Source organism: Variovorax paradoxus (assembly GCF_022009635.1).
Classification (GTDB): Bacteria; Pseudomonadota; Gammaproteobacteria; order Burkholderiales; family Burkholderiaceae_C; genus Variovorax.
The window spans coordinates 7,599,967-7,623,269 of the sequence record NZ_CP091716.1 but is presented as its reverse complement, the minus strand read 5'-3'; the positions used below and the strand labels follow the sequence as shown (position 1 = coordinate 7,623,269).

Genomic DNA, 23,303 nt, shown 5'->3' with positions numbered 1-23,303 from the left:
GAGGCCTTTGTCTCGGACCGATGTTGTTGCACGCAAGCACATCGGTTACGCGGCGAAACCTTTGCTGGATTCGTCGGCGCTCGGCAGCCGCAGGTGCTTCTTCAGCGTCTCGAACACCTGCCGCGTGACCGGATTCACCACATGGCTGCGCACATAGAGGTGATAGGCCAGGTCGGGCAGGCGCGGCATGCCGTCGCCCGCGCCCAGCACGCGCAGGCCCGCGTCGAGCTGCTCCACGCCGCGCGCGGTCACGCCCAGCCCCGCACGCAGGGCGGCCTTGATGCCGATCAGGCTCGACGAGGTGTAGCGCGGCGTCCAGGCCACGCCCGCCGCGTCGAGCGCCTCGTGGCCGATGCGGCGGAAGATGCTGGGCCCGTCGGCCATGATGAGCGGCACCGGCTTGGCCGGGTCGTGCACGTAGCTCGCGGAACACAGCCACACGGTGGGCGAGTTGCGCAGCACCACGCCTTCGAACTGCGACTGCTCATCGGCACGGTTGGAGATGATCATGTCGACCTCGCCGCTCTTGAGCGAAGTCATCAGGTAGGGGCTGCGGCCGATGTGGATGTCCAGCTGCAGCAGCGGCGATGTGCGCGCCACCTCGGTCAACAGCAGCGGCAGCATGGTCTCGGCCACGTCATGCGGCGCGCCGATGCGCAGATTGCCTTCGAGCTGGCCCTGGCGCAGGCTGCGCAGCGCCTCGTCGTTCAGCGCCAGCATATGGTGCGCGTAGCTGAGCAGCCGCTCGCCGTGCTCGGTCAGCCGCTTCTGGCGCCCCTGCTTCACGAACAGCGGATGGCCGATCTGCTCTTCGAGCCGCTGCATCTGCTGCGTCACGGCCGACTGCGTGCGCCCCAGGTGGACGGCCGCCGCCGCGAAGCTGTGGTGGCTGACCACGGCCGCAAAGGAGCGCAGGAGTTCAAGATCGAGCGTAGGCATGCATCAATTTTATTAATGTGTTTCTTGCGCTGCTTGGATTGTTGCGTCACGCCGCCGTCACTACAGTGAATGCACACGAAACAGGCAACCCCACTGGAGAAACCGAATGAGCACCCCGTCCGAGCAACGCAAGCAGGCTGTCGCCGCGTCCATCGCCACCATGAAGAAAGCCATCGGCGGCGCTGAAGCGACCCGGGGAAATCTCGACACGGTGCTCGCCTCGCTGCAAGACCTCGCCGCGCACACCGAGTACTGGGGCGCCGCCGACTTTCCAGCGCCCGAGGCCGGGGAGCACCAGGCGCGCTACCTCATCGCCGAAGACCCGGACCAGAGCTATGCGCTCTACCTGAACGTCATGCGCCCGGGCAAGAAGATCGTGCCGCACAACCACACGACCTGGGCCTGCATCGCGGCGGTGGAAGGCACCGAGCACAACCGCGTGTACGAGCGCACCGACGACGGCAGCGTGCCCGGTGTGGGCAAGCTCGCGGAAACCGCGCTCGTGGTGGTCGCACCGGGCAAGGGCATCGCGCTGATGCCTGAAGACATCCACTCGGTGGAGATCCAGGGCGAGCAGGTGATCCGCCACCTGCACATGTACGGCCGCGCCCTGGAAACGCTGAACAGCCGCACCGCCTACGACCTGGCGGCGGGCACGTACCAGACCATGGGCATCGGCGTGCAGACGCGCCGCTAAGCGCCTCACCTTTCAACCTTCTTTTTTCTTCATGCGGGCCGCGCCCAGCGGCCTCGCAGGACTTCGTTCGTCCCAACGACTTGCCCCCATGACCTCCTTCATCGACCCGAAGACCCTCAAGACCTGGCTGCACGACAGCCGCGAGATCGCGCTGCTCGATGTGCGCGAGCACGGCCAGTACGGCGAAGCGCACCTGTTCTACGGCATTCCCCTGCCCTTCAGCCGGCTCGAAGTCGACGCACCGCGCCTGGTGCCGCGCCGGGACGTCCGCGTGGTGGTCTACGACGAAGGCGACACCGACGTGGCCGAGCGCGCCGCCCGTCAACTGGCCGCGCTGGGCTACACCGACGTGCATGTGCTGCAAGGCGGCGCCCGCGCCTGGAAGGCCGCGGGCCATGTGCTGTTTGCGGGCGTCAACCTGCCCTCCAAGACCTTCGGCGAACTGGCCGAGGAGGCCTATCACACGCCCCGCGTCAGCGCCGACCAGCTGGCCGAGATGCTGGCGCGCAAGGACAAGGTGGTGGTGCTCGACGGCCGCCCCGTCAGCGAGTTCCACAAGATGAACATCCCCGGCGCCACCTGCTGCCCCAACGGTGAGCTGGCCTACCGCGTGCGCCAGCTGGTGCCCGACACCACCACGCCCATCGTCATCAACTGCGCGGGCCGCACCCGCAGCATCATCGGCGCGCAGACGCTCATCAACCTGGGCCTGCCCAATCCTGTCTATGCGCTGGAGAACGGCACGCAGGGCTGGTATCTCGGCGACCATGCGCTGGAGCACGGCGGCACGCGCCGCTACGCCGACGACAGCGGCAACACCGATCTGCGCCCCGCCGCCAAGGCACTGGCTGCCCGCTTCGACGTGCCCACCGTGAATGCGCAGACCGTGCGCCAGTGGGCCGACGACGCGCAGCGCAGCCTGTTCCTGTGCGACGTGCGCACGCCCGAGGAATTCGCGGCCGGAAGTCTCCCCGGCGCGCAGCACACGCCCGGCGGCCAGCTGATGCAGGCCGGCGACCAGTATTTCGGCGTGCGCAATGCACGGCTCGTGCTGTTCGACAACGACGGCGTGCGTGCGCCGACCGTCGCGAGCTGGCTGCGCCAGATGGGGCATGACGCGAGCGTGCTCGAAGGCGGGCTGGCGAGCGGGCTGTCCCTGGCCCCTGCCGCCGTGCCGGCGGTCCCTTCGCTGGCCACCATCGATGCGCAAACACTCGCCGCGCGGCTCGAGAAAGACGACATCGCGCTGGTCGACCTGCGCGGCAGCATGCAGTTCCGCGCCGGCCACATTCCGCAGGCGCGCTGGTCGATCCGCCCGCGCCTGACTGGGGATCTTCAGCACGAACATCGCCAGCTCGTGCTGGTGGCCGACGACGCCGCACTCGCCGCCTGGGCCGCCGTGTCCGAACTTGCGGGCCGCTCGTCCGCGCCGCTGGTGCTCGAAGGCGGCATGGCCGCGTGGCGCGCCGCCGGCCTGCCGGTCGAGGCCACGCCTGCGCTGCCCGCCGACGCGGACTGCATCGACTACCTGTTCTTCGTGCACGACCGCCACGACGGCAACAAGGAAGCCGCGCGCCGCTACCTCGCATGGGAGACCGGCCTCGTCGCGCAGCTCGACGCGCAGGAGCGCGCCGCCTTCCGGCTGCCGCCAGCCGCCGCATCGCACGCCTGATCCGCCCTCACCGGTCCCGCTTCCAGTTCGTCCTCGTCAGTTCCTATTTCAGGAGTTCCGTCATGTCGTTCGCCAGCCGCATTCCGCACATCGCCCGTCTTGCCGTCGCCGTTGCATGGCTCTCGGCGCTCGCCCTGCAGCCCGCCACAGCCGAACCGCTGGCGCCGCGTAACGGGTTTCCGTCGCAGACGGTCCGCTTCGTCTCGCCCTTCCCGCCGGGCGGCGGCAACGACGCGACGGCACGCCTGGTGACCGCGCGCCTGCCGGAATTCATGGGCCAGGCCGCGGTGGTCGACAACCGCGGCGGCGCGGGCGGCAACATCGGCGCCAAGGCCGTGGCCGACGCCAAGCCCGACGGCTACACCCTGCTCACCTCGCAGGTGTCGATCATGGCGGTGAACCCCTCGCTCTACGCGTCGCCCGGCTTCGACCCTGTCAAGAACTTCATTCCCATCACGCAGATCAACGCCGCGCCGCTCGCGCTGGTGGTCGACGCCAACTCGCCGCTCAAGAGCTTTGCCGACCTCGCCGCCAAGGCCAAGGCCAGCCCCGGCAAGGTGACCTATGCCACGCCCGGCAACGGCACGCTGTCGCACCTCGTCGGCGTGGTGCTGTCGAAGGACAACGGCATCGCCATGACCCACGTGCCCTACAAGGGCGCCGGCCCGGCCCTGACCGACTTGCTCGGCGGACAGGTCGACATCCTGGTCACCTCCACCTCGTCGGTCGCGGGGCTGGTGCAGAACGGCAAGCTGCGCGTGCTGGCCGTCACCAGCCCGCGCCGCATCGGCGTGTTCACCAAGGCGCCGACGCTGGAAGAACTGGGCTACGCCGGCGCACGCTTCGAAGACTGGTACGGCTTCTTCGCCCCGGCCGGCACGCCGCCCGAACGCGTGGCCTACCTGAACGAAGCCATCGTGCGCACACTGCACATGCCCGAGGTGGCCAAGCTCGTCACCGACGGCGGCAGCGAGGTGGTGGCCAGCACGCCCGAGGCCTTCGCGGCGCAACTGCGCCAGGACATCGACCGCTGGTCGCGCATCGTCAAGCTTTCCGGTGCCAAGGCGGATTGACGCAACATAGCGGCCTGCCACCCACTTTCGCCCTTCATCGAACCATGTCCGCTTCGCACAACGACGACCCCGCAGGCCAGTCCCTCGACACCCGGCTCACGCGCACCGGCAAGACGCCCTCGTATGCCGGCGGCGCCCCCGTCAACACGCCGCTGGTGCGCGCCAGCACGGTGCTTTTCGACAGCGTGGGCGCGATGCGAGACGCCCGCGCGCGGCGCGACGGGGAACGCATCTTCAGCTACGGCGCGCGCGGCACGCCCACCACCTTCGCACTCGAAGACGCGGTGAGCGAACTCGAAGGCGCCTACCGCACGCGGCTCTTTCCCACGGGCCTTGCCGCCATCGGCATGGTGCTGCTGTCGTACCTGAAGCCGGGCGACCACGTGCTGATGTCGGACAGCGTGTACGAACCCACGCGCAACCTCGTGACCTCGTTCCTCGAGCCCTACGGCATCCGCAGCAGCTTCTTCGCGGCGGACGGCAGCGGCGTCGAAGACCTGTTCGAAGCCAATACCCGTCTTGTGTATGCGGAATGCCCCGGCTCGCTGGTCTACGAGATGTGCGACCTGCCCCGGCTCGCGGCGCTGGCGCATGCGCGCGGCGCGCTGCTGGCGGCCGACAACACCTGGGGGTCGGGCCTGCAATACCGGCCGCTCGCGCTGGGCGCCGACATCTCGACGATGGCCGCGACCAAGTACCTCGGCGGCCACTCCGACGTGATGATGGGCACCGTCGCGACCACCGAGGCTGCATGGCGCCCGCTCAACGAACGCTGCGACGCCTTCGGCATGACCGTGAGCCCCGACGACGCATGGCTGGTGCTGCGCGGCATGCGCACCCTGTCGGCGCGGCTGCAGGTGCACGAGCGCCACGCGCTCGAGGTGGCGCACTGGCTCGAGGCAAGGCCCGAGGTCGCGACGGTGTTCTGCCCCGCGCTGCCGCAGCATCCGGGCCACGACATCTGGAAGCGCGACTGCAAGGGCACCAACGGGCTGCTGTCGATCGAACTGCAACCCGGCATCGACAATGCGGCGGTCGAGCGTTTCGTCGACGCGCTCACGCTCTTCGGACGCGGCTCGTCATGGGGCGGCTACGAAAGCCTCGTGGCCTGGACCAACATGCGCGCCGCGCGCAGCGTGACCGACTGGAGCGGTCGCGGTGCGGTCGTGCGGCTGCACATCGGGCTGGAGGCGCCCGGTGACCTGACGGCCGACCTGGCGCGCGGTTTCGCGGCACTGAATGCGAAAGCCTCCGGCTGATCGCGATCGCCTGCTCCCCGACTACTTCTCACCCGCAGCGGCTTCTTCGGGCCAGCGCTGCGGCACCCGGCGCAGCTTGTCCGTCGAGTAACCCAGCGTCTTCAGCCGCGACACCGCCGCCTCATACACCGGCTCGGGAATGCTCGGCGTGCGTGCCATGATCCAGGCGTAGTCGCGATCGCTCCGGCCGATGATCGTGAGCTGGTAGTCCCTGTCGAGATCGACGATCACATACTCGGCCTTCACCGGCCAGATGAACTGCATGCCCCACACCGCGTTGCCGGTGTCCGGCACCACGCTGCCGACCGGATTCATCGTCTTGAGCGGGCCCTCGAACGCGCCTTCGCGGTAGCGAAAGCGCGTCTCGATGCGCCCGTCCGGCTGCAGCGTGTACGACTCCACCGCATTGAAGGCATTGCGCTCCGGCCGCGTCGGGATGTTGCCGATCACGTACCAGTCGCCCATGAAGCGCTGCAGGTCGACCTGCTTGACCGGCGGAATCGTGGGTGGCGAGACAGCGCAGCCGGCGATGAGCAATGCCACCGCCGCGCCTGCCGCGATGAGAAAGGGCGGGCTGGTCAACAGGGTTCGCAGGGGTCGCTTCATCGGGGCCTCCACAGGGAGAGTTGGGGAGTTGAAGCGCGCAGCCTACAGGCGTGCCGACGCGTCCGGCGTCGGACGATGCCTTGCGTGTGTCTACCGCCCCAGGTGCCTGTCGAAGAAGCGCGCGATGTCGCCGAACGCCTCGCGCGTTTCCGGCGCATTCGGGTCGATGCCGTACTGCGCATGCGACTGCCCTTCGTACACGTTGAGCTCGGCCTCCACACCGGCGCGCCGCAGCTTGCGATGCGTGCGCACCGTGTTCGACAGGAACAGGTCACGCGTGCCGGTGGTCAGGATCGCGGGCGGAAAGCCCTTGAAGTCGCCGTAGATGGGCGACAGCTGCGGATCTTTCAGGTCGCGGCCGTTCGCATAGAGCAGCGCGGCGCGGCCAAGCCAGCCGTCCCAGGTCACGAGGATGTTGTCGATCCATTCGTTGGTCTGGTAGCTGTCGCCGATCTTCGCGATGTCGGACCAGGGCGTGCCCGGTGCGATGGCGCCGGGCAGCGGCACGCGCTCGGCCTTGGCGCGCAGCACCAGCGCAAGCGTCATCGCGCCGCCGGTGGAAGTGCCAAACACGGCCATATTCTGCGGCTTGTTGGTCTTGAGCAGCTCCTTCCACACAGCCATGGCATCGTCCATGGCCGCGGGGTAGGGATAGTCGGGCGGCATGCGGTAGTCGACCGACACCACCTTGTAGCCGCCGAATCCGGCCAGCAGCATGGCCTCGGGCAGCGCCGACTCGCCGGGGCCGAACACATAGCCGCCGCCGTGCACATGCATCAGCAGCCGCTTCTCGTTGCCCGGCGCGATCTTGTTGGGCGTGACGATGAAGGCGTTCACGCCCGCGATCTTCACGGCCTGCACGGACACGCCGAGCTTTTCCTTCAGCGCGGGGATCGCGGCGATCACCGGGGCGGCGCGCCGGTTGATCAGATCTTTCCACTCGGCCGCGTTCTGCGGCGCCGCGTTGAAATGCGACGGGTACGGCCCCGCGATCAGCGCCTGCATCTGCGGGCTGACCTCATTGGTCGGGGCAGGACTGACCTGCGCCGGCGAGCGCCGCGCACCGGGCTGCGCATTCGCGGCGGCCTGCGCCGCGGCCTTCTCGGCATAGGTCTGCGGGGTTTGCGCGCACGCGGCGAGCACGAGGGCCGCGAGCAGCGCTGCGACACGGGGGATGCTGGCGTTCATTGGTTCTTGTCTCCTGTGTTGTCGCGCGATGCTCTCACCGCCCCCCGGCCACGAACCTCCGTTGAAACCCGCCTGTGCGTACGCACAGAAGACAACAGTGCTACAGCGGCGAAATCTTCGCGCTCTTCATCATCCGCCCTGTCAGATCGATCTCGCTCTTGATCACTTGCAGGTATCCCTCGGGCGTCGACGGCATGACCTGACTCCCCAGTTCCGTCAACGCGGCGATCACCTTCGGGTCTTTGAGCAGGCCGCTGAAGACTTCGTAGATGCGGTTCGCGATCGCGTCGGGGGTGCCGGCCGGCAGCGACAGGCCGCCCCAGGACGTGAGTTCGACGCCCTGCAGGCCCTGCTCCGCCAAAGTGCGCACGTCGGGCAATGCGGGGTTGCGCTTCGCGCCCGCCACGCCCAGCGCCTTGAGCTTGCCGCCTTTGACGTGCGGATAGGCCACCGCGAAGATCGGCATGCCGAAGCTCACCTGGTTGCCCAGCACCGCGTTCACCAGCTCGGAGGCACCCTTGTACGGCACATGCGTCGCGGTGATGCCCGCCGCATTGAGGAACAGCTCCACGCCCAGGTGCGAGGGCGTTCCCACCCCGCCCGATGCGTAGTCGAGCTTGCCGGGATTGGCGCGGGCCCTGGCGATCAGCTCCTGCACCGACCCGATGCCCGATGACTCGCCGACGACCAGCAGCACGTCGGAGGTGGTGATGCGCATGACATGGCGAAAGTCCTTCATCACGTCGTAGCCCGGGTTCTGGTACATCTGCACGTTCGCCGCCATGGGCGCGGCCGAATAGATCCAGGTGTAGCCATCGGGCGCGGCACGCGCCACCTGCCGTGCGCCGATGTTGCCGGCGGCGCCACCCTTGTTCTCGATGATGATCGGCTGGCCCAGCAACGGCCCGGCCGCCTCCGCGAGGATGCGCGCGCCGATGTCCGGGCCGGTGCCGGCCAGGTAGGGCACCACCCACTTGATGGGCCGGGCCGGCCAGTGTTCGGCCGCACGTGCGGCCGTGGCAGCCAGCGGCGGCATGGAAATGAATGGCGAGGCCGCGAGTGCGCGGCACAGCGCGCGGCGCGTGAGGTGGGTGTGCACGGTCTTTTGTCTCCTGGTATTTCTTCTTGCGATGGGCAGCTACTTCGCCTCGCCGATCAGCTCGCGCGCGATGATGTTCTTCTGGATCTCGCTGGTGCCGGTGAGCACGCGGTACATGCGTAGCATGCGGAACAGGAACTCCACGCGGCGCCCCTGCACGATGCCTTCGCCACCGTGGATCTGAACCGCCGCATCGGCGATGCGGAACGCGGACTCGGAGCAGAACAGCTTGGCCATCGATGCGTCGGCGCGCGCGTCGCCGCCCGCATCGAGCTGGCGTGCGGTCGAGATCATCAGCGCGCGCGCCGCGGCCAGTTGCGTCGCCATGTCGGCCAACGAATGCTGGATGGCCTGGAACTCGGCGATCGGGCGGCCGAACTGGCGACGCGATCGGGCATAGTCGCGCGCGTCCTTCAGGGCCACGGTGGCCAGCCCCACCATGCCGGGGCAATGCAGCAGCCGGTTGACGGCAATTCGGCCCAGCGCCAAGGCAAGCCCCCGGCCGGTTTCCCCGATGAGGTGCGCGGCCGGCACACGGCAATCGGCCAGCACGATGTCGCCGGTGGTCGACTGGCCGGCCATGGTCTTGTAGCCGGACTGCACCTCCACGCCGGGCTGCCCCAGGTCGACGAAAAAGGCCGAGACCTCGCGGCGCTCCGGGCTGTCGGACGTGGAGGCCATGAGCACGGCATAGTCCGCGAAGGGCGACCCCGAGATGAAGCGCTTGCGGCCGTTGAGCACGAAGGTGTCGCCTTCGCGCCGCGCCTGCGTCTGAATGGCACCGGCGTCGGAGCCGGCCTCGGCTTCGGTCAGCGCAAAGCAGATGGCCTTCTCTGCCTGTGCCACGGGCAGAATGAACTTCGCCAGCTGCATGGGCGATGCAAAGCGCGCGAGCGCACCCACGCGCGGCGGCCCGCTGAGTTCGCCGAACACATGGGGCGCGAGCGGCGAACCGCTCGAGTAGATCGACTCCTTGATGAGCACGTGATCCAGCAGCGAGAGCCCGAGCCCACCCATCTGCGTGGGCAGCGTCATGCCGTAGAAGCCGAGTTCGTGGGATCGGCGCCATACGCGCTGCAGCGTCGCCTTGTCGGGACTGTGCTCATGGTCGATGCCCTTCTCGCGTACCAGCGCGGCAAGCTCGCCGTTCAGGAAGTCGCCGATGCGGGCGATCAGTTCGGCCGCGCGCGGCGAACCTTCGAAGGGGCCGTCGAAAAGCGGCGCGCGCACATCGGCCCCGAGGACGGGTTCGGGTGTCGTGATTGCGTTGTTCATGGTGCTCACTGCTCCTCAGTTCACGCGGCGGTCGTGCCCGGCCCAGTACGGGGTCTGGATGGCCTTGCGCGCGATCTTTCCGTTGGCGTTCTTCTCCAGCGCCTCGACGAACTCGATGCGCCTGGGCCGTTTGAATCCCGCGAGCCGTTCGGCACAGAAGGCGTCGAGCGCGGCGGCATCGAGCACGGCACCGGGCTTGCGCACGATGTGCGCCGCCACGGCCTCGCCCCATTTGTCGTCGGGCACGCTGAACACGCAGGCCTCATCGACCGCCGCATGCTGGTAGAGCACGGCCTCGACCTCCGAGGGATAGACGTTGAAGCCGCCGCTGATCACCATGTCCTTCTTGCGATCGACGATGTAGATGTAGCCCTCGTCGTCTGCACGCGCGAGGTCGCCGGTGTGATAGCGGCCGTTCTTCAGCACTTCGGCCGTGAGTTGGGGGGCACGCCAGTAGCCCGCGAACACATCGGCCCCGCCCACCACGATCTCGCCGATCTCGCCGGCCGCCACGGGTTGCCCGTCGTCGTCGCAGATGTCGACCTGCGACTCCAGGAAGGGGCGGCCGCACGAGGCCAGGCGTCCGGGCATCGCGGCCCGCGCGAACAGGTGGTCGTCCACGCTCAGGCCGCACACGCCGGATGTGGTCTCACCCGCGCCGTAGCCCTGGGAGAGCACCGGCCCGAACACGTCCATCGCCTGCATGATGCGGGCCGGCGCCATGGGCGCGGCGCCGTAGCCCAGCCGGTGCAGGTCGGGCAGCGGGCGGTACTGGCCCTGTACTTCGGCCAGCAGCATGTTGATCATGGTGGGCACCATGAAGGTGTGGGTGACGCGCTCGCGCTTCATCTCGGCGATGAAGCGCGCGGGCTCGAAGCCGGCGAACAGGCGGATGGTCGCGCCGCTGCACAGGGCCGGCACCAGCTGCATGCCCGACGCATGCGTGATCGGCCCGACCAGGCCCAGCAGGTCGCCGGGACGCGGGTTGTCGGCGCGCATCAGGAACTTGCGCAGTTGCGCGAGCCGATTGCCGAAAGTCTGCATGGCGGCCTTGAGCACGCCGCTGGAGCCCGAGGTGTAGTGCAGCACCGCGAGTTCGTCCGCATGCACCCGCGCCGCGGTGAAGCTGTCGCTGGCCCGGGCCATCTGGCCCTCGTAGGATGCGGGCGTGTCTTGGGCGGCGTCGAGCAGCAGCAGGCGCGGCGCAGCCCCCTTCAGGTGCGGCAGGAAGCTCTCGGCCCGCTCGGCGGTCGTCACGACCAGCGCGGCCTCGCTGTTGGCGATGACCTCGGCCACCTCGACGGGCGCAAGCCGGGAATTCATCGGCGCTTTCACCAGCGCGGCCTTGTAGCAGGCCAGCTCCAGTTCGACGATCTCGATGCAGTTGGGCAAATACACGCCCACGCGCTCGCCGCGCTGCAGGCCGAGGCCGCACAGCGCATTGGCCAGCCGGTTGGAGCGCTGCTCCAGTTGTTGGTAGGTGACGGCGCGCGCAGCGCTCGTGACGGCAAGGCGCCTGGCGTGGATGCGCGCGGCACGGGATACGAGCGCGCCGACATTGGCGATCTCATGGGTGGCTGGGGGCAGCAAAGTTGTCTCCTTCATGCGCGTGCCACGAGCACGCGGTGCGGACGACTTTCGCAGCAGACGGCGCCGAACAACAAATACCGATTGATGATGCGCGGCCATCAAAAAAGATGATGGCCTGCCCGGCGACTTGCGCCCGGCGCTATGGCCCGGTCGCCTTGCCGCGCTTGCCGTACAGAAACTCGGCCTCCCAGCGGCCGGCGTCGATCAGCGCCCGGGTCTCATCGACCAGCACCTCCATCACGGCACGCGTCGCGGGGTCAGGCTCGCGGGCCGAGGGCGTCGCGAGAAAGTAGGTTCGCGCCAGATCCGGCTGCACCACCCGGGCTGCGAGCCAGCCGTTGCCGGCGGGCGGTGCATCGGCCATCGCGCAGGCCGGCGAGAAGGTGAATCCGGCGCCGGCGAGGTACAGCGAGCGGATGACGCGGGCCGAATCATGCTCGTGCGCGATGTTGAGTTCGAGGCCTAGGTCGTTCGCCGCCGCCTCCACGCTCGCGCGAATGCTGAAGCGTCGCGACTGCAGCACGAGCGGCAGGCCGGCGGCTCGCGCGAACGGCAGCACGGGGCGCTGCACCGCCGCAGGCTTGCCACGCCCTTGTCTCTTCCCGCCAGGCGAAGGCAGCGTCATCGAAGCAACCTCTCCGCTCGCGTCGTAGCCGCAGATGAACATCGGCTCGCGCACGAAGGGCTTCACGTCCAGTCCGTTGAGATATTCAGTATCGACCAGCAAGCCGATGTCCGCGCGACGGTCGACCATGGCCTTGCGCACCATCAGGCTCAGGTCGTCGATGACGAACACGCGGATGCGCGGATGCGTGCGTTTGAGCCGGGCCAACACGGGGCCGAGCAGCAGCGAAGACAGCAGGAACGGCACCGCGACCGTCACCGAGCCCTCCGGTCCCTCGGGCGGGCGCTGCAGGCGATCGCGCATTGCGGCGGCATCGGACAGCAGCTTGCGCGCATCCTGGTAAAGCTGCAGGCCGGCAGCCGTGGGCGTGACACCCGCATGCGAGCGCTCGAAGAGCTGCGTGCCGAGCTCGACCTCCAGCTTCTTGATCTGGGCCGTCAGCGCCGGCTGCGCGACATAGAGGGCCACGGCGGCGCGCGACAGGCTGCCTGCTTCGAGCACGGCGATGAAGTAGCGGAGGGATCGGAGTTCCATGGGCTTCCGATTCTGACCCGAAGGCCAGCCGCCGCAGGCGCGGTCTTCAGCCGCAGACGCTGCGCCCTTCAGGCGAGCTGCGCAGCCGGTTCAGGAAGACGAGCTGCGCCCGCGCGCTCTCGCTGCCCTGCGCCGCCGCGCGGTGCATCCAGGTGCGCGCCTCGCAGCGGTCGGCCTTCACGCCGGAGCCATAGAGCGTCGGGCCGGTCAGCAGCACCATGCCCAGCATCTCCTGCGCCTGTGCATGGCCTTCGTTCGCCGCCTGCCGCAGCATGTCGACCATGGTGCCGTAGTCGCGATCCGACTGGGCTTCGAGGGCCAGCTGGAAGCGCTGCTCCGCGTGCAGCTGCGCGCTCGCGTCGTTCGGCTGCGCGGCGCACAGCGCGGCCACGACGCACAGCGTGCCCGACAGGGCAATGCGCCAGCGCAGGGACCAGCTGGCGATCTGGTTGAGTTCGGATGACATCGGCAAGCTCCGCGAATGAGATGGCATGCATCGTCTCTCCGCGGCGCCGATGGGAAAAGCTGGAATTGGCTCAGGCGGCCTCAGCCTTCGCCTGAGCCTTCTTCTGCCTGGCGGCTTCAGAAGATCGCGAGCACCGCTGCGTTCACGAAGTAGCCGCCGACGATCAGGAACACGAACAGCAGCGCGCCCAGCTTCAGCGGTTGCACGCCGGCGCGGCGCAGGCTGGCCGCGCTGGTGCGCAGGCCCATCGCGGCCATCGCGGTGGCGAGCAGCAGCGTGTCGAGCTGAACCAGCCCTGCCACCAGCGATTGCGGCAGCAGGTCGAGCGAATGCACTGCGCTCATCACGATGAACAGCACCGCGAACCATGGCACGCGCACCTGCCGGCAGCAGGCCTTGAAGCTGGTCGCGCCCTTTGCCGCGGCAGCGGCCTGGAACGACAGCACCATGAGGAAGGGGGCCAGCATCATCACACGCAGCATCTTCTCGACCACGGCGGCGTTGGCCGCGGCCGGCCCGATGGCGTCGCCCACGGCAACGACCTGCGCCACCTCGTGAATGGTCGAGCCCGCGAACAGGCCGAAGGCGTGCTCCGACAGCCCCAGGTATGGAAAGACCAGCGGGTACAGCACCATCGACAGCGTGCCGAACACCACCACCGTGGCCACAGCGATTGACACCTTGTGCTCTTCGCCGCGCACCACAGGCTGCGTCGCCATGACGGCGGCGGCGCCGCAGATGGCGCTGCCCGCGCCGATGAGCGCGGCGGTCTGCCGGTCGAGCCCCAGCCAGCGCGTGCCGACGTACACGGCGACGCTGAAGGTCAGCGCCACCATCGCCGCGCCGATCAGCAGGCCCGGCCAGCCGACCGCGCCGATGTCGTGCAGCGAAATGCGAAAACCGTAGAGCACGATGCCCGCGCGCAGCAGCGTGCTGCGCGCGAAGTCCACACCCGCCCCGGCCGAGTCGGCCACCGAAGGAAACACCGTGTTCCCCGCGAGCATGCCCAGCGCGATGGCCAGCGTGAGCGCACTCAGGCCCAGCTGCACCATCAAGCCCCACTGCGACATCAGCGCCGCCGCGGCAGCCAGCAAGGCGGCCAGCAACAGGCCGGGGCCGCGCGTGCGAACGAAGGAGAAGCCGGGCAACGAAGCAACGAGGGAGTACATGGCCCCGAGGTTAGAAACTGGCGCCACATGAGTCAAAGACATAAACTTCACCAATGCATGAATTTTGGTTATGGCAATGAATTTGCACCTGCTGCGCCTCTTCGTCGCCGTGGCGGAGTCGGGCAGCTTTTCCCGCGCGGCCGAGGGTCTGTGGATCAGCCAGCCGGCGGTGTCCAAGGGCATCCGGGAGCTGGAACACCAGCTCGACCTGACGCTGATCGAACGCGGCACGGGCAAGGGCTTTCGGCTGACCGAGGCGGGTGCATCGCTGCTCACGCATGCGCGCGGCATCTTCGCGATGGAACGCGCCGCGCTCGACGACGTGCGCGCGCGTGTCGGCGTGCAGCGCGGCAGTCTGACCATCGGCGCCAGCACCACGGTCGCGAGCTACTGGCTGCCGCCTTACGTGGCGGCCTTCTGCGCGGCCTACCCGGCGGTGGTGCCGCGCGTGACGGTGGGCAACACGCAATGGGTGTGCGAGCAGCTGCTCGAATGCCGCATCGACATGGCGCTGGTGGAAGGCCGCGTGGACGAGGAGCGCATCGAGGTCAGCGAATGGAAGGCCGATCCGCTGACCGTCGTGGTGGCCACGGGCTCCGAACTGCCGCGCCGCGCGGTGACGGCCGAGGCGCTGGGACGGCAGAACTGGATCCTGCGCGAACCGGGCTCGGGCACGCGGCAGGCGACCGAGGCGCTGTGCGCGGCCAACGGCATCGCCGCCCTGCCCTGGATGGAGATGGCGAGCAACGAGGCCATCGCGCGCACCGTGGCCAGCGGCGTCGGCATCTCGATGCTGCCGCGCGTGGTGGTGGCCGACATGCTGGCGCTGGGCACGCTGCGCGAGCTGAAGCTGGCGGGCGCATCCGTGCTGTCGCGTCCGCTCTACCGGCTGGCCTTGAAGAGCAGGCCGCTGGCGCCGGCGGCCCTCAAGATGACGCAGCTGCTGGAGCGCAAGGCGCCGTCACCGGCACGCGCGCCCCGCGGCTAGCGAAGCAGATCAGTTGTTCGCGCTCAGGTCCATCAGCATGCGCGACAGCAGGTAGAGGCGCGGCACCACGCTCTCGACCTCGGCGTACTCCTCCGGCGTGTGGATGCCCCCGCCCACGATGCCGAAGCCGTCGAGCACCGGCACGCCGACGCCCGCCACCAGGCTGGCGTCGGCCGCACCGCCGCTGCTCTCGATGGTGAGCTTCTTGCCGATCTCGGCGTAGATGCCCTCAGCCATCTTCACCAGCTTCTCGGATGCGGGCAGGCGCGGCATCGGCGGCAGGCCGCGCACGAGGCGCACGCGCACCTCGGTCTCGGGAATCAGCTTGTTCTGCGCGATGCGCACAAGGTCTTTCTCGACACGGTCGAACTCTTCCGGCGTGGCTGCGCGCACGTCGCCCTTGGCGCTCGCGGTGGCGGGGATCACGTTGGTCGGTCCGTTGGCCGTGAGCACGGTGAAGTTGACCGTGGTCTTCTTCACCGGGTCGGCCGTCTTCGACAGCTGCAGCACCTGGTGCGCGACTTCCATCGCGGCATTGCGGCCGGCCTCGGGCGCCACGCCGGCGTGCGCGGCCACGCCCTTGACCTCGACCAGCGCGGTGGCAGAGCCCTTGCGCTCGACCACGAGGCCGTCGGCCGGGCGGCCCGGCTCCAGGTTCAGCGCCACGTCGTGCTCCTTGGCGATGCGCTCGATCAGCGCGCTGGTGCCGACGGAGCCCGTTTCCTCGTTGGTGTCGAGCAGGAAGGTGATCTGCCCATAGTCCTTGAAACCGATCTGCTGCAGGATCTTCAGCGCATAGAGACCGGCGACCACGCCGCCCTTGTCGTCCATCACGCCGGGGCCGTAGGCGCGGCCGTCCTGGATGTAGAAGGGCTTGGCGGCGGCCGTGCCGTCCTTGAACACGGTGTCCATGTGGGCGAGGATCAGGATCTTCTTCTTGCCCTGGCCGGTGAACGTGGCCACCACGTTGGTGCCGGGGTGCGGGTCGGCGGGAAAGGTCTCGATGCGCGCGCCGAGCTTGCGCAGTTCGCCGACCGCCATCTCGCGCACCTTGTCGAGCCCTTCGGTGTTGGCCGAGCCCGAGTCGATGTTGACCATGCGCTCGAGCATCTTGAGCGCCTCGTCCTTGTACTGCGTGGCCGCGTCGAGTGCGCCCTGGTGCGGCTTCTGGGCCAGGGCATTGCCGCCGGCCAGCAGCGCGCATGCGAGCACCACGCCGTGGCAGAGGGCACGCAGCGGCGCCGGGTTCCTGGTGAACTTGGAGGACGAGCGCTTGGAAGAAATCATGAGTTCCGTTCTGTTGTTCGCTGATGTTCGACGAAGAAAAGCCTGCTCCTCGCGAGGCGAGGGCAGGCTATCACCCGCATTCCGCGCGGGTCAAGCGAACAGGGAGAACGGACAGCCGGGCCGGTGGCTTAGCAGCAACGGCCCTTGCCGGCGCCGTAGCGCGCCTCCAGCCGTTCGCGAAAGAAGGTCTCGTAGCTCATGGGCGGCTGGTCCGGGTGCGTGGCCGCCATGTGGGTCAGGTAGGCGTCGTAGTCGGGCATGCCGACCATGAGCCGCAGCGACTGCTTGAGCGAGCGCGCAAAGTAGCGCCCGGCTTCCGGCAATGCGAGGCCCATGGCTTCAGCGCGCGGCCGATGCGGCCAGCGGCTCGAACGGCGTCTCTTGCGTGGTCGGCCGGTTGGCCGCGCGCGCCGCCAGGCAGGCCTTGATGCTGTAGACCAGCACGCTCAGCACCACGAAGATGAAGAGCGCGCACAGTGCCGCATCCAGCCGGTCGTTGAACACGATGCGCGACATGGCCTCGGGCGTCTTGGCCGGTGCCACCAGCACGCCGTTGGCAATGCCCTCGGTGTACTTGGCCGCGTGCGACAGGAAACCGATCTTCGGGTCGGCCGAGAAGATCTTCTGCCAGCCCGCGGTGAGCGTGCAGGCCAACAGCCACGCGGCCGGCGCGGCGGCCACCCAGGCGTAGCGTTCGCGCTTCATGCGAAACAGCACCACCACGCCCAGCATCAGCGCCACGGCGGCCAGCATCTGGTTGGAAATGCCGAACAGCGGCCACAGCGTGTTGATGCCGCCCAGCGGATCGACCACGCCCTGGTACAGGAAGTAGCCCCAGGCCGCCACGCACAATGCCGTGGCCACGAGATTGGCCGGCAGCGAATCGGTGCGCTTGAGCGCGGGCACGAAGCTGCCCAGCAGGTCCTGCAGCATGAAGCGGCCGGCGCGCGTGCCGGCGTCTACCGCCGTGAGGATGAACAGCGCCTCGAACAGGATCGCGAAGTGATACCAGAAGGCCATCATGGCCTGCCCGCCGATCACCTGGTGCAGGATGTGGGCCATGCCCACCGCCAGCGTCGGCGCGCCGCCGGTGCGGCCAAGAATGGTGGTCTCGCCCACGTCCTTGGCGGTCTGCATCAGCATCTCGGGCGTGATCACGAAGCCCCAGCTCGAGATGGTCTGCGCCGCCTGCTGCGCGGTGCTGCCCACCAGCGCGGCCGGGCTGTTCATCGCGAAGTAGATGCCCGGCTCGATGCACGAGGCAGCCACCAGCGCCATCACCGCCACGAAGGACTCGGCCAGCATGCCGCCGTAGCCGATGAAGCGCGCATGGCGCTCGTTGTCGAGCATCTTGGGCGTGGTGCCCGACGAGATGAGCGCGTGAAAGCCCGAGACGGCGCCGCAGGCGATGGTGATGAACAGGAACGGGAACAGGCTGCCCGACCACACCGGGCCGTTGCCCTGAGCGAACTGCGTGACCGCCGGCATCTGCAGCGTGGGCATCACGAACACGATGCCGATGGCCAGCGCGATGATGGTGCCGATCTTCAGGAAGGTCGACAGGTAGTCGCGCGGCGCCAGCAGCAGCCACACCGGCAGGCTCGCGGCGACGAAGCCGTAGCCCACCAGCATCCAGGTCAGCGCCTTGCCGTCGAAGGTGAAGAGCGGCGCCCATTCGGGGCTCTGGCTCACGGCTTGGCCGCCGAAGATGGCCAGCATCAGCAGCACGAAGCCGATCAGCGACACCTCGCCGATGCGCCCCGGGCGGATGTAGCGCAGATACACGCCCATGAAGAGCGCCACCGGCACCGTGGCCGCCACCGTGAAGGTGCCCCACGGCGATTCGGCCAGTGCCTTCACCACGATGAGCGCCAGCACCGCCAGGATGATGATCATGATCATGAAGGTGCCGAACAGCGCGATCATGCCGGGCACCACGCCCATCTCCTGCTTGACGAGGTCGCCCAGCGAGCGGCCGTCGCGCCGCGTGGAGATGAAGAGAATGATGAAGTCCTGCACCGCGCCGGCGAACACCACGCCCGCCAGCACCCACAGCAGGCCGGGCAGGTAGCCCATCTGCGCGGCAAGCACCGGGCCCACCAGCGGGCCTGCGCCGGCAATGGCCGCGAAGTGGTGGCCGAACAGCACGTTCTTGTCGGTCGGCACGTAGTCCAGGCCGTCGTTGTGGCGGTGCGCGGGCGTCTTGCGGTTGCCGTCCAGGCCCAGCACCTTGTCGGCGATGAAGAGGCTGTAGTAGCGGTAGGCGATCAGGTAGGTGCAGATCGCGGCGGCCACCACCCAGAGGGCGTTGACGCTTTCACCTCGGGTCAGGGCCACGGTGCCGAGCGCGAATGCGCCGACCACGGCCACGACCAGCCACACCAGGTGGCGTCGGATGCTTTGCATGGGAATGTCTCCAAGATTGAACCCGGGGAGTTTTCCCGTGCGAGCGCCGCGGCGCATCCGTCGGACCGCGTGGGCCGGGCGCGTGGCTTTGCGTAATGGAAAACCCGGATACCCGTGGCGGAGGTCTGCCGTTCAATGCCTGCGGACCTACACGCACGAACCGGACCAAGCCGGAACAATAGGGGTCTGTCTTCAACAAGCGAGCCAGCCGATTGACCGACACCGCTTCCCTTCCTCCACGCCAGGCAAGCCAGACGCAGGTGCGCTGCTGCATCGCGGGCGGCGGCCCCGCCGGCATGGTGCTCGGCCTGCTGCTCGCCCGGGCCGGCGTGCCGGTCGTGGTGCTGGAGAAGCACCTGGACTTCCTGCGCGACTTTCGCGGGGACACCGTGCATCCGTCGACCCTCGAGATATTGCACGAACTGGGCCTGCTCGATGCGTTCCTGCAGCGCCCGCATGATCGCATCGAGCAACTGCGCGCCACCTTCGAGGGCCAGAGCTTTCCCGTGGCCGACTTCACCCACCTGCCCTCGCACAGCAAGTTCCTGGTGCTGATGCCGCAGTGGGAGTTCCTGGACTTCATGAGCGACGAGGCGCGGCGCTATCCGGGCTTCGAGCTGTGGACCGACGCCGAAGCCATCGGCCTGCTGCAGGACAAAGGGCGCGTCAACGGCGTGAAGGTGCGGCGCGGGCGCCGGGCCGGGCAGCCGCAGGACGTGGAACTGCATGCCTCGCTGGTGGTCGCGTGCGACGGCCGCCATTCCACGCTGCGCGACGCCGCCGCGCTGCCGCACATCAGCTACGGCGCGCCGATCGACGTGCTGTGGATGCGCATTCCCAAGGAAAGCGGCGACCCGGAGGCGACGGCCGGGCACATCGCCGGCGGACACTTCCTCGTGACGCTGAACCGCGGCGACTACTGGCAGTGCGCATTCGTGATTCCCAAGGGCGGGCACGCCGCATTGCAGGCGCGGGGCATCGACGCCTTCCACGCCGAGATCGCCAAGATCGCGCCCTTCTTCGCCGACCGGCTGCCCAAGGCGCTGCCCGACTGGAATGCGGTGCAGCTGCTCGAGGTGACGGTCGACAGGCTCGAGTCGTGGTCGTGCAAGGGCATGCTGTGCATCGGCGACGCGGCGCACGCCATGTCGCCGGTGGGCGGCGTCGGCATCAACCTGGCCGTGCAGGACGCGGTGGCCGCGGCCAACCTGCTGGCCCCGATGCTGGCCGGCACGGCCACCGACAAGCAGATCGACGACATGTTGCCGCAACTGCAGCGGCGAAGGGAATGGCCGGTGCGCGTGACGCAGGCGGCGCAGCGCATGGTGCAGGACCGCGTGCTGATGCCGGTGCTCGGCGGCAAGGTGACGGCGGTGGCGGGTCATGTGCCGTGGCCGCTTCGAATGCTGTCGCGCTGGCCCGTGCTGCGCAGGCTGCCGGCGCGGGCCGTGGGACTGGGCGTGCGGCCGGAACACGTGGCGTCGCCGCGCCGATCTTTATGAATTTTTTACGCGCGGCCATCGGCATTCGATGCCGTTTTTATGCGCGTCTTTCGATACTCCATTCACTCCAGCACAAGAGTGAGCAATGGACATCGTTTGGTTGGCCGCCCCCGCGGCTTTGTGGGTCGTCTCGGCAGAGACGCTGGTGAGGCTTTACCGCCTCGACAAACCGCGCAGGCTGCGCATGCCGCGTGATGGCGCATGACATGGCACTGAACGCAACGCTCTGGTATCGCGCGGCGGCCTGGGCCCGGCAGGCACAGGCACGGCCCGACATGACGCTCTACTGGTCGTGCTGCGGCGCACCGGCGCTCGACGAACAGACCATGCTCGGCCACGTCGAGACGGGCAACGTCCTCGTGGCATCGTGCGGCCATTGCGGCGCCAGGTGGATGAGCATTTCACAGGCCGAAGACCCGAGCGACTGGCGCCCGCTGAACGCCGACGACACCATCGCCATCCGCATGGCCGGCGACATCACGCGGGCCGCATTGCTCAATGCCTGGGCACGCATGGACGAACGAACGGGCTGGCGCCGAAGAAAAGAGCGCGACGCGGAAGACTGAGGGGACGGGCAACGCGCCCGGGGCATGCTCGATGCCCGGTCAGGGCCGCCGTGCCTGCGTCGGCTGGCGCGACCAGTACACGCCGTCCAGCCGGTCGAGCCGCACCTCGCCGCCCGTGGACGGCGCGTGCACGAAGCGGCCACCGCCCACGTAGATGCCGGCATGCGTCGGCGTGGACGAACCGAACAGCACCAGGTCGCCCGTGCGAAGCGCCGACATGGCCACCGGCTGCCCGAAGCCCGACATGCGCGCGACCGTGCGCGGCGGCGATTGCCCGACGCTGTTGAGATAGACGTAGCCGATGAGCCCGCTGCAATCGAAGCCGCCGTCCGGCGTGTTGCCGCCATAGCGGTACGGCGTGCCGACCAGCCCCAGCGCGTGGATGGCGATGCTGTTCGACTGCTCGTCCGTGAGCGGCGTGCTGGAGGGAATCGAAGGTGCGGGGCCTCGTCCCTGGCGCGGGCCCGGAGGGCTTGCGCAGCCCACCAGCAAAAGGCAGGCACCGATGACGAGGATTTGAAGCAGCCGATGTGGCGCGGGCATGCTGGAGCGTGGCGTTGACACAGGTGCGTCGGACATGTCGGATGGCTGAGCTTGTGAACGTGCACGGACTCTAGCGCGTCACGCGTCCGCTTCCTGAAGAAGAGGCCACGCCCTCCGGGGTCTGCGCTGCTGCGCCGACACCGCGGAGGGAGAAGATGCAAAAAAGAATGACGCGAGGCGTGCCGCTTACTTGGCGGCGACAGCGTTGACCGCGTCCTTCAGCGCCTTGCCGGCGGTGAACTTGGGCGCCTTGCTGGCCTTGATGGTCATCGGCTCGCCGGTCGACGGGTTGCGGCCCGTGCGCTCAGGGCGGCTTGCCACGGCGAAGGTGCCGAAGCCGATCAGTTGCACCGTGTCGCCAGCGGCCAGGGCGCGCGACAGGTTTTCGATCGCAGCGTCGAGGGCGCGGCCGGCATCGGCCTTGCTGAGGTTCGTGTCCGTGGCGATGGCGGCGATGAGTTCGGTCTTGTTCAAAACGGGATGCTCTTTCTTCAATCAAGCGGTTGGAAAAAACGGTAGCGAGAAAGCGCTACCGGGGACCGAACTTTAAACGCCCCGGCGGCGGGTGGCGGCACTCATGCGTTGCAAGAGTGAAACATCTGGGCAGATGCGGGCCATCTGCCGGTCAATAAATTGCCCAAGCGCGGCGTCTTGACGATCGAAGTCGTGCCGCATAACATCCGCGCCGCAGTCGCTCCAGCAGCGCTGCCGTAGGCGTTACCGTCATCCAACGCGTCCTTTGTCGAGAGGATCCCAGCAGGGAGTGTCTCGATGCAAAGAACGCTGCCGCATGACGCCACACACAACCGCCGAACTCATTCGCCCGCTCGGGCACTGCGCTTGCGCGGGCCTCGACCCCGCCGCTTTCCTCCCATTCTTCCGGACTTGTTCGCCGCCGTTCGCAGCTCGCGATGCGCCGGCCGGGAATTTCCGCCTTTGCGAAATTGCGCGCGGCATGCGGCCGCCCGCGAACAGCCTCGACCGCAGGAGCAATGAATCATGAAAATGACAGGCAACACCATCCTCATCACCGGCGGCAGCAGCGGCATCGGCCGCGCGCTTGCGCAAGCCTTTCACGACCGGGGCAACCGCGTCATCGTCACCGGACGGCGCAAGGCCCTGCTCGACGAGATCGCGAAGGCCCGGCCGGGCCTCATCGGATTGCCGCTCGACCTGGACGCCCCCTCATCCCTGGCCAACCTTGCGAGCGAGGTTCGGTCGCGCTACCCGGAACTCAACATGCTGATCGCCAACGCGGGCATATCGCGGACGGAAGACATGACTTCCGACGCCTGGGATGTCTCGACCGCGCGCGCGATGGTCGAGACCAACATCATGGGCGTGCTGCAGGTCGTGGCGGCGTTCCTGCCGATGCTGAGGGTCCGGCCCGACGCAACGATCATCGCGACCAGCTCCAACCTCGCCTTCGTGCCCCGCGCCGACTTTCCAACCTATTGCGCGAGCAAGGCCTTCCTGCACTCGTGGCTGCAGTCGCTGCGGCATCAGTTGCGCAAGGTTCCCGTCCGGGTGCTCGAGCTGGCGCCGCCCTATGTGCAGACGGAACTCACCGGCACGCAGCAGGCGGCCGATCCGCGCGCGATGCCTGTGGCGGAGTACGTGGCCGAGGTGCTGGAGTTGCTTGAAAAAGGCGAGCATGAACGCGGCGAGGTGCTGGTCGAACGCGACCGGGCACGGCGCTGGGCCGAGCGGGATGGTCGCTACGTGGCAACGTTTGCCGCGATGAATCCCGACTGAAATTCGTCCCGATTGCCGCCTTCTCTTTCCTGAACTCTACCAACAGCCTTGCCGCCTCCAAGCG

Annotated in this window: 22 protein-coding genes; 8 read left to right on the top strand and 14 right to left on the bottom strand. The window is 68.3% G+C overall.

Annotated features, from left to right (window positions below; all coding sequences use genetic code 11):
• Nucleotides 1–45: 45 nt before the first annotated feature.
• Nucleotides 46–939: a LysR substrate-binding domain-containing protein gene (locus tag L3V85_RS35570; RefSeq protein ID WP_237677242.1), complete on the bottom strand. Its 894-nt coding sequence runs from the start codon at nucleotides 937–939 to the stop codon at nucleotides 46–48.
• A gap of 106 nt (nucleotides 940–1,045) precedes the next feature.
• Between L3V85_RS35570 and L3V85_RS35565 the strand changes: the two genes are divergently transcribed.
• The 4 genes from L3V85_RS35565 to metC all read left to right on the top strand — a co-directional run bounded on the left by L3V85_RS35565 (nucleotide 1,046) and on the right by metC (nucleotide 5,640).
• A complete protein-coding gene (locus tag L3V85_RS35565; RefSeq protein WP_237677241.1) occupies nucleotides 1,046–1,636 on the top strand; it encodes a cysteine dioxygenase family protein in 591 nt (196 codons plus the stop codon).
• An 88-nt stretch (nucleotides 1,637–1,724) separates the two neighbouring features.
• Nucleotides 1,725–3,308 carry a rhodanese-like domain-containing protein gene (locus L3V85_RS35560; RefSeq protein ID WP_237677240.1) on the top strand — a complete coding sequence of 528 codons (1,584 nt, stop codon included), beginning with the start codon at nucleotides 1,725–1,727 and terminating at the stop codon, nucleotides 3,306–3,308.
• A gap of 62 nt (nucleotides 3,309–3,370) precedes the next feature.
• Nucleotides 3,371–4,381 carry a Bug family tripartite tricarboxylate transporter substrate binding protein gene (locus tag L3V85_RS35555; RefSeq protein ID WP_237677239.1) on the top strand — a complete coding sequence of 337 codons (1,011 nt, stop codon included), beginning with the start codon at nucleotides 3,371–3,373 and terminating at the stop codon, nucleotides 4,379–4,381.
• Nucleotides 4,382–4,425: 44 nt separating this feature from the next.
• Nucleotides 4,426–5,640 (top strand): cystathionine beta-lyase, encoded by a 1,215-nt coding sequence (gene metC / locus L3V85_RS35550; RefSeq protein ID WP_237677238.1) that lies wholly within the window; start codon nucleotides 4,426–4,428, stop codon nucleotides 5,638–5,640.
• 21 nt (nucleotides 5,641–5,661) lie between these two features.
• Here metC and L3V85_RS35545 read toward each other — a convergent pair whose 3' ends face one another.
• The 8 genes from L3V85_RS35545 to L3V85_RS35510 form a co-directional block, all read right to left on the bottom strand.
• Entirely contained in the window at nucleotides 5,662–6,246 is a 585-nt protein-coding gene (locus L3V85_RS35545) for a lipocalin family protein (RefSeq protein ID WP_237677237.1), read from the bottom strand.
• Between the two features lie 90 nt (nucleotides 6,247–6,336).
• Entirely contained in the window at nucleotides 6,337–7,434 is a 1,098-nt protein-coding gene (locus L3V85_RS35540) for an alpha/beta hydrolase (protein WP_237677236.1), read from the bottom strand.
• Nucleotides 7,435–7,534: 100 nt separating this feature from the next.
• Complete coding sequence (locus L3V85_RS35535; RefSeq protein ID WP_414080275.1) at nucleotides 7,535–8,533, bottom strand: tripartite tricarboxylate transporter substrate binding protein; 999 nt, start codon at nucleotides 8,531–8,533, stop codon at nucleotides 7,535–7,537.
• A gap of 39 nt (nucleotides 8,534–8,572) precedes the next feature.
• Complete coding sequence (locus L3V85_RS35530) at nucleotides 8,573–9,808, bottom strand: acyl-CoA dehydrogenase family protein (RefSeq protein ID WP_237677235.1); 1,236 nt, start codon at nucleotides 9,806–9,808, stop codon at nucleotides 8,573–8,575.
• A 15-nt stretch (nucleotides 9,809–9,823) separates the two neighbouring features.
• Complete coding sequence (locus tag L3V85_RS35525; protein WP_237677234.1) at nucleotides 9,824–11,413, bottom strand: AMP-binding protein; 1,590 nt, start codon at nucleotides 11,411–11,413, stop codon at nucleotides 9,824–9,826.
• A 124-nt stretch (nucleotides 11,414–11,537) separates the two neighbouring features.
• The gene (locus L3V85_RS35520) at nucleotides 11,538–12,557 is read right to left on the bottom strand and encodes a LysR family transcriptional regulator (RefSeq protein ID WP_237677233.1); all 1,020 of its coding nucleotides are present in this window, start codon (nucleotides 12,555–12,557) and stop codon (nucleotides 11,538–11,540) included.
• A gap of 46 nt (nucleotides 12,558–12,603) precedes the next feature.
• Nucleotides 12,604–13,023, bottom strand: a complete 420-nt coding sequence (locus L3V85_RS35515) for a sel1 repeat family protein (protein ID WP_237677232.1) — start codon at nucleotides 13,021–13,023, stop codon at nucleotides 12,604–12,606.
• Between the two features lie 116 nt (nucleotides 13,024–13,139).
• Complete coding sequence (locus L3V85_RS35510) at nucleotides 13,140–14,192, bottom strand: YeiH family protein (protein WP_237677231.1); 1,053 nt, start codon at nucleotides 14,190–14,192, stop codon at nucleotides 13,140–13,142.
• A gap of 70 nt (nucleotides 14,193–14,262) precedes the next feature.
• Between L3V85_RS35510 and L3V85_RS35505 the strand changes: the two genes are divergently transcribed.
• Entirely contained in the window at nucleotides 14,263–15,180 is a 918-nt protein-coding gene (locus L3V85_RS35505; RefSeq protein ID WP_237677230.1) for a LysR substrate-binding domain-containing protein, read from the top strand.
• Nucleotides 15,181–15,189: 9 nt separating this feature from the next.
• Here the strand turns inward: L3V85_RS35505 and L3V85_RS35500 are convergent, their stop codons facing one another.
• The 3 genes from L3V85_RS35500 to L3V85_RS35490 all read right to left on the bottom strand — a co-directional run bounded on the left by L3V85_RS35500 (nucleotide 15,190) and on the right by L3V85_RS35490 (nucleotide 18,873).
• Nucleotides 15,190–16,467, bottom strand: coding sequence for a M20/M25/M40 family metallo-hydrolase (locus tag L3V85_RS35500; protein WP_237677229.1), 1,278 nt, complete (start codon nucleotides 16,465–16,467; stop codon nucleotides 15,190–15,192).
• Between the two features lie 128 nt (nucleotides 16,468–16,595).
• On the bottom strand, nucleotides 16,596–16,802 hold the full coding sequence (locus tag L3V85_RS35495; RefSeq protein WP_237677228.1) for a YbdD/YjiX family protein: 207 nt from the start codon (nucleotides 16,800–16,802) through the stop codon (nucleotides 16,596–16,598).
• Nucleotides 16,803–16,806: 4 nt separating this feature from the next.
• Nucleotides 16,807–18,873 (bottom strand): carbon starvation CstA family protein, encoded by a 2,067-nt coding sequence (locus tag L3V85_RS35490; RefSeq protein WP_237677227.1) that lies wholly within the window; start codon nucleotides 18,871–18,873, stop codon nucleotides 16,807–16,809.
• A 212-nt stretch (nucleotides 18,874–19,085) separates the two neighbouring features.
• Between L3V85_RS35490 and L3V85_RS35485 the strand changes: the two genes are divergently transcribed.
• Nucleotides 19,086–20,375 carry an FAD-dependent oxidoreductase gene (locus L3V85_RS35485; RefSeq protein WP_237677226.1) on the top strand — a complete coding sequence of 430 codons (1,290 nt, stop codon included), beginning with the start codon at nucleotides 19,086–19,088 and terminating at the stop codon, nucleotides 20,373–20,375.
• Nucleotides 20,376–20,581: 206 nt separating this feature from the next.
• Nucleotides 20,582–20,941, top strand: a complete 360-nt coding sequence (locus tag L3V85_RS35480) for a hypothetical protein (protein ID WP_237677225.1) — start codon at nucleotides 20,582–20,584, stop codon at nucleotides 20,939–20,941.
• A 39-nt stretch (nucleotides 20,942–20,980) separates the two neighbouring features.
• Here L3V85_RS35480 and L3V85_RS35475 read toward each other — a convergent pair whose 3' ends face one another.
• A complete protein-coding gene (locus tag L3V85_RS35475) occupies nucleotides 20,981–21,520 on the bottom strand; it encodes a C40 family peptidase (protein ID WP_237677224.1) in 540 nt (179 codons plus the stop codon).
• A 150-nt stretch (nucleotides 21,521–21,670) separates the two neighbouring features.
• Nucleotides 21,671–21,958 carry an HU family DNA-binding protein gene (locus L3V85_RS35470; RefSeq protein WP_081269271.1) on the bottom strand — a complete coding sequence of 96 codons (288 nt, stop codon included), beginning with the start codon at nucleotides 21,956–21,958 and terminating at the stop codon, nucleotides 21,671–21,673.
• Nucleotides 21,959–22,483: 525 nt separating this feature from the next.
• Between L3V85_RS35470 and L3V85_RS35465 the strand changes: the two genes are divergently transcribed.
• Nucleotides 22,484–23,239: an SDR family oxidoreductase gene (locus L3V85_RS35465; protein ID WP_237677223.1), complete on the top strand. Its 756-nt coding sequence runs from the start codon at nucleotides 22,484–22,486 to the stop codon at nucleotides 23,237–23,239.
• The last annotated feature ends 64 nt before the right edge of the window (nucleotides 23,240–23,303 follow it).

Excerpts from the sequence above, each read along its gene's own strand:
- L3V85_RS35570 (WP_237677242.1), bottom strand. The coding sequence starts at position 939 with ATGCCTACGCTCGATCTTGAACTCCTGCGCTCCTTTGCGGCCGTGGTC.
- L3V85_RS35565 (WP_237677241.1), top strand. The coding sequence starts at position 1,046 with ATGAGCACCCCGTCCGAGCAACGCAAGCAGGCTGTCGCCGCGTCCATC.
- L3V85_RS35560 (WP_237677240.1), top strand. The coding sequence starts at position 1,725 with ATGACCTCCTTCATCGACCCGAAGACCCTCAAGACCTGGCTGCACGAC.
- L3V85_RS35555 (WP_237677239.1), top strand. The coding sequence starts at position 3,371 with ATGTCGTTCGCCAGCCGCATTCCGCACATCGCCCGTCTTGCCGTCGCC.
- metC (WP_237677238.1), top strand. The coding sequence starts at position 4,426 with ATGTCCGCTTCGCACAACGACGACCCCGCAGGCCAGTCCCTCGACACC.
- L3V85_RS35545 (WP_237677237.1), bottom strand. The coding sequence starts at position 6,246 with ATGAAGCGACCCCTGCGAACCCTGTTGACCAGCCCGCCCTTTCTCATC.
- L3V85_RS35540 (WP_237677236.1), bottom strand. The coding sequence starts at position 7,434 with ATGAACGCCAGCATCCCCCGTGTCGCAGCGCTGCTCGCGGCCCTCGTG.
- L3V85_RS35530 (WP_237677235.1), bottom strand. The coding sequence starts at position 9,808 with ATGAACAACGCAATCACGACACCCGAACCCGTCCTCGGGGCCGATGTG.
- L3V85_RS35525 (WP_237677234.1), bottom strand. The coding sequence starts at position 11,413 with ATGAAGGAGACAACTTTGCTGCCCCCAGCCACCCATGAGATCGCCAAT.
- L3V85_RS35520 (WP_237677233.1), bottom strand. The coding sequence starts at position 12,557 with ATGGAACTCCGATCCCTCCGCTACTTCATCGCCGTGCTCGAAGCAGGC.
- L3V85_RS35515 (WP_237677232.1), bottom strand. The coding sequence starts at position 13,023 with ATGTCATCCGAACTCAACCAGATCGCCAGCTGGTCCCTGCGCTGGCGC.
- L3V85_RS35510 (WP_237677231.1), bottom strand. The coding sequence starts at position 14,192 with ATGTACTCCCTCGTTGCTTCGTTGCCCGGCTTCTCCTTCGTTCGCACG.
- L3V85_RS35505 (WP_237677230.1), top strand. The coding sequence starts at position 14,263 with ATGGCAATGAATTTGCACCTGCTGCGCCTCTTCGTCGCCGTGGCGGAG.
- L3V85_RS35500 (WP_237677229.1), bottom strand. The coding sequence starts at position 16,467 with ATGATTTCTTCCAAGCGCTCGTCCTCCAAGTTCACCAGGAACCCGGCG.
- L3V85_RS35495 (WP_237677228.1), bottom strand. The coding sequence starts at position 16,802 with ATGGGCCTCGCATTGCCGGAAGCCGGGCGCTACTTTGCGCGCTCGCTC.
- L3V85_RS35490 (WP_237677227.1), bottom strand. The coding sequence starts at position 18,873 with ATGCAAAGCATCCGACGCCACCTGGTGTGGCTGGTCGTGGCCGTGGTC.
- L3V85_RS35480 (WP_237677225.1), top strand. The coding sequence starts at position 20,582 with ATGGCACTGAACGCAACGCTCTGGTATCGCGCGGCGGCCTGGGCCCGG.
- L3V85_RS35475 (WP_237677224.1), bottom strand. The coding sequence starts at position 21,520 with ATGTCCGACGCACCTGTGTCAACGCCACGCTCCAGCATGCCCGCGCCA.
- L3V85_RS35465 (WP_237677223.1), top strand. The coding sequence starts at position 22,484 with ATGAAAATGACAGGCAACACCATCCTCATCACCGGCGGCAGCAGCGGC.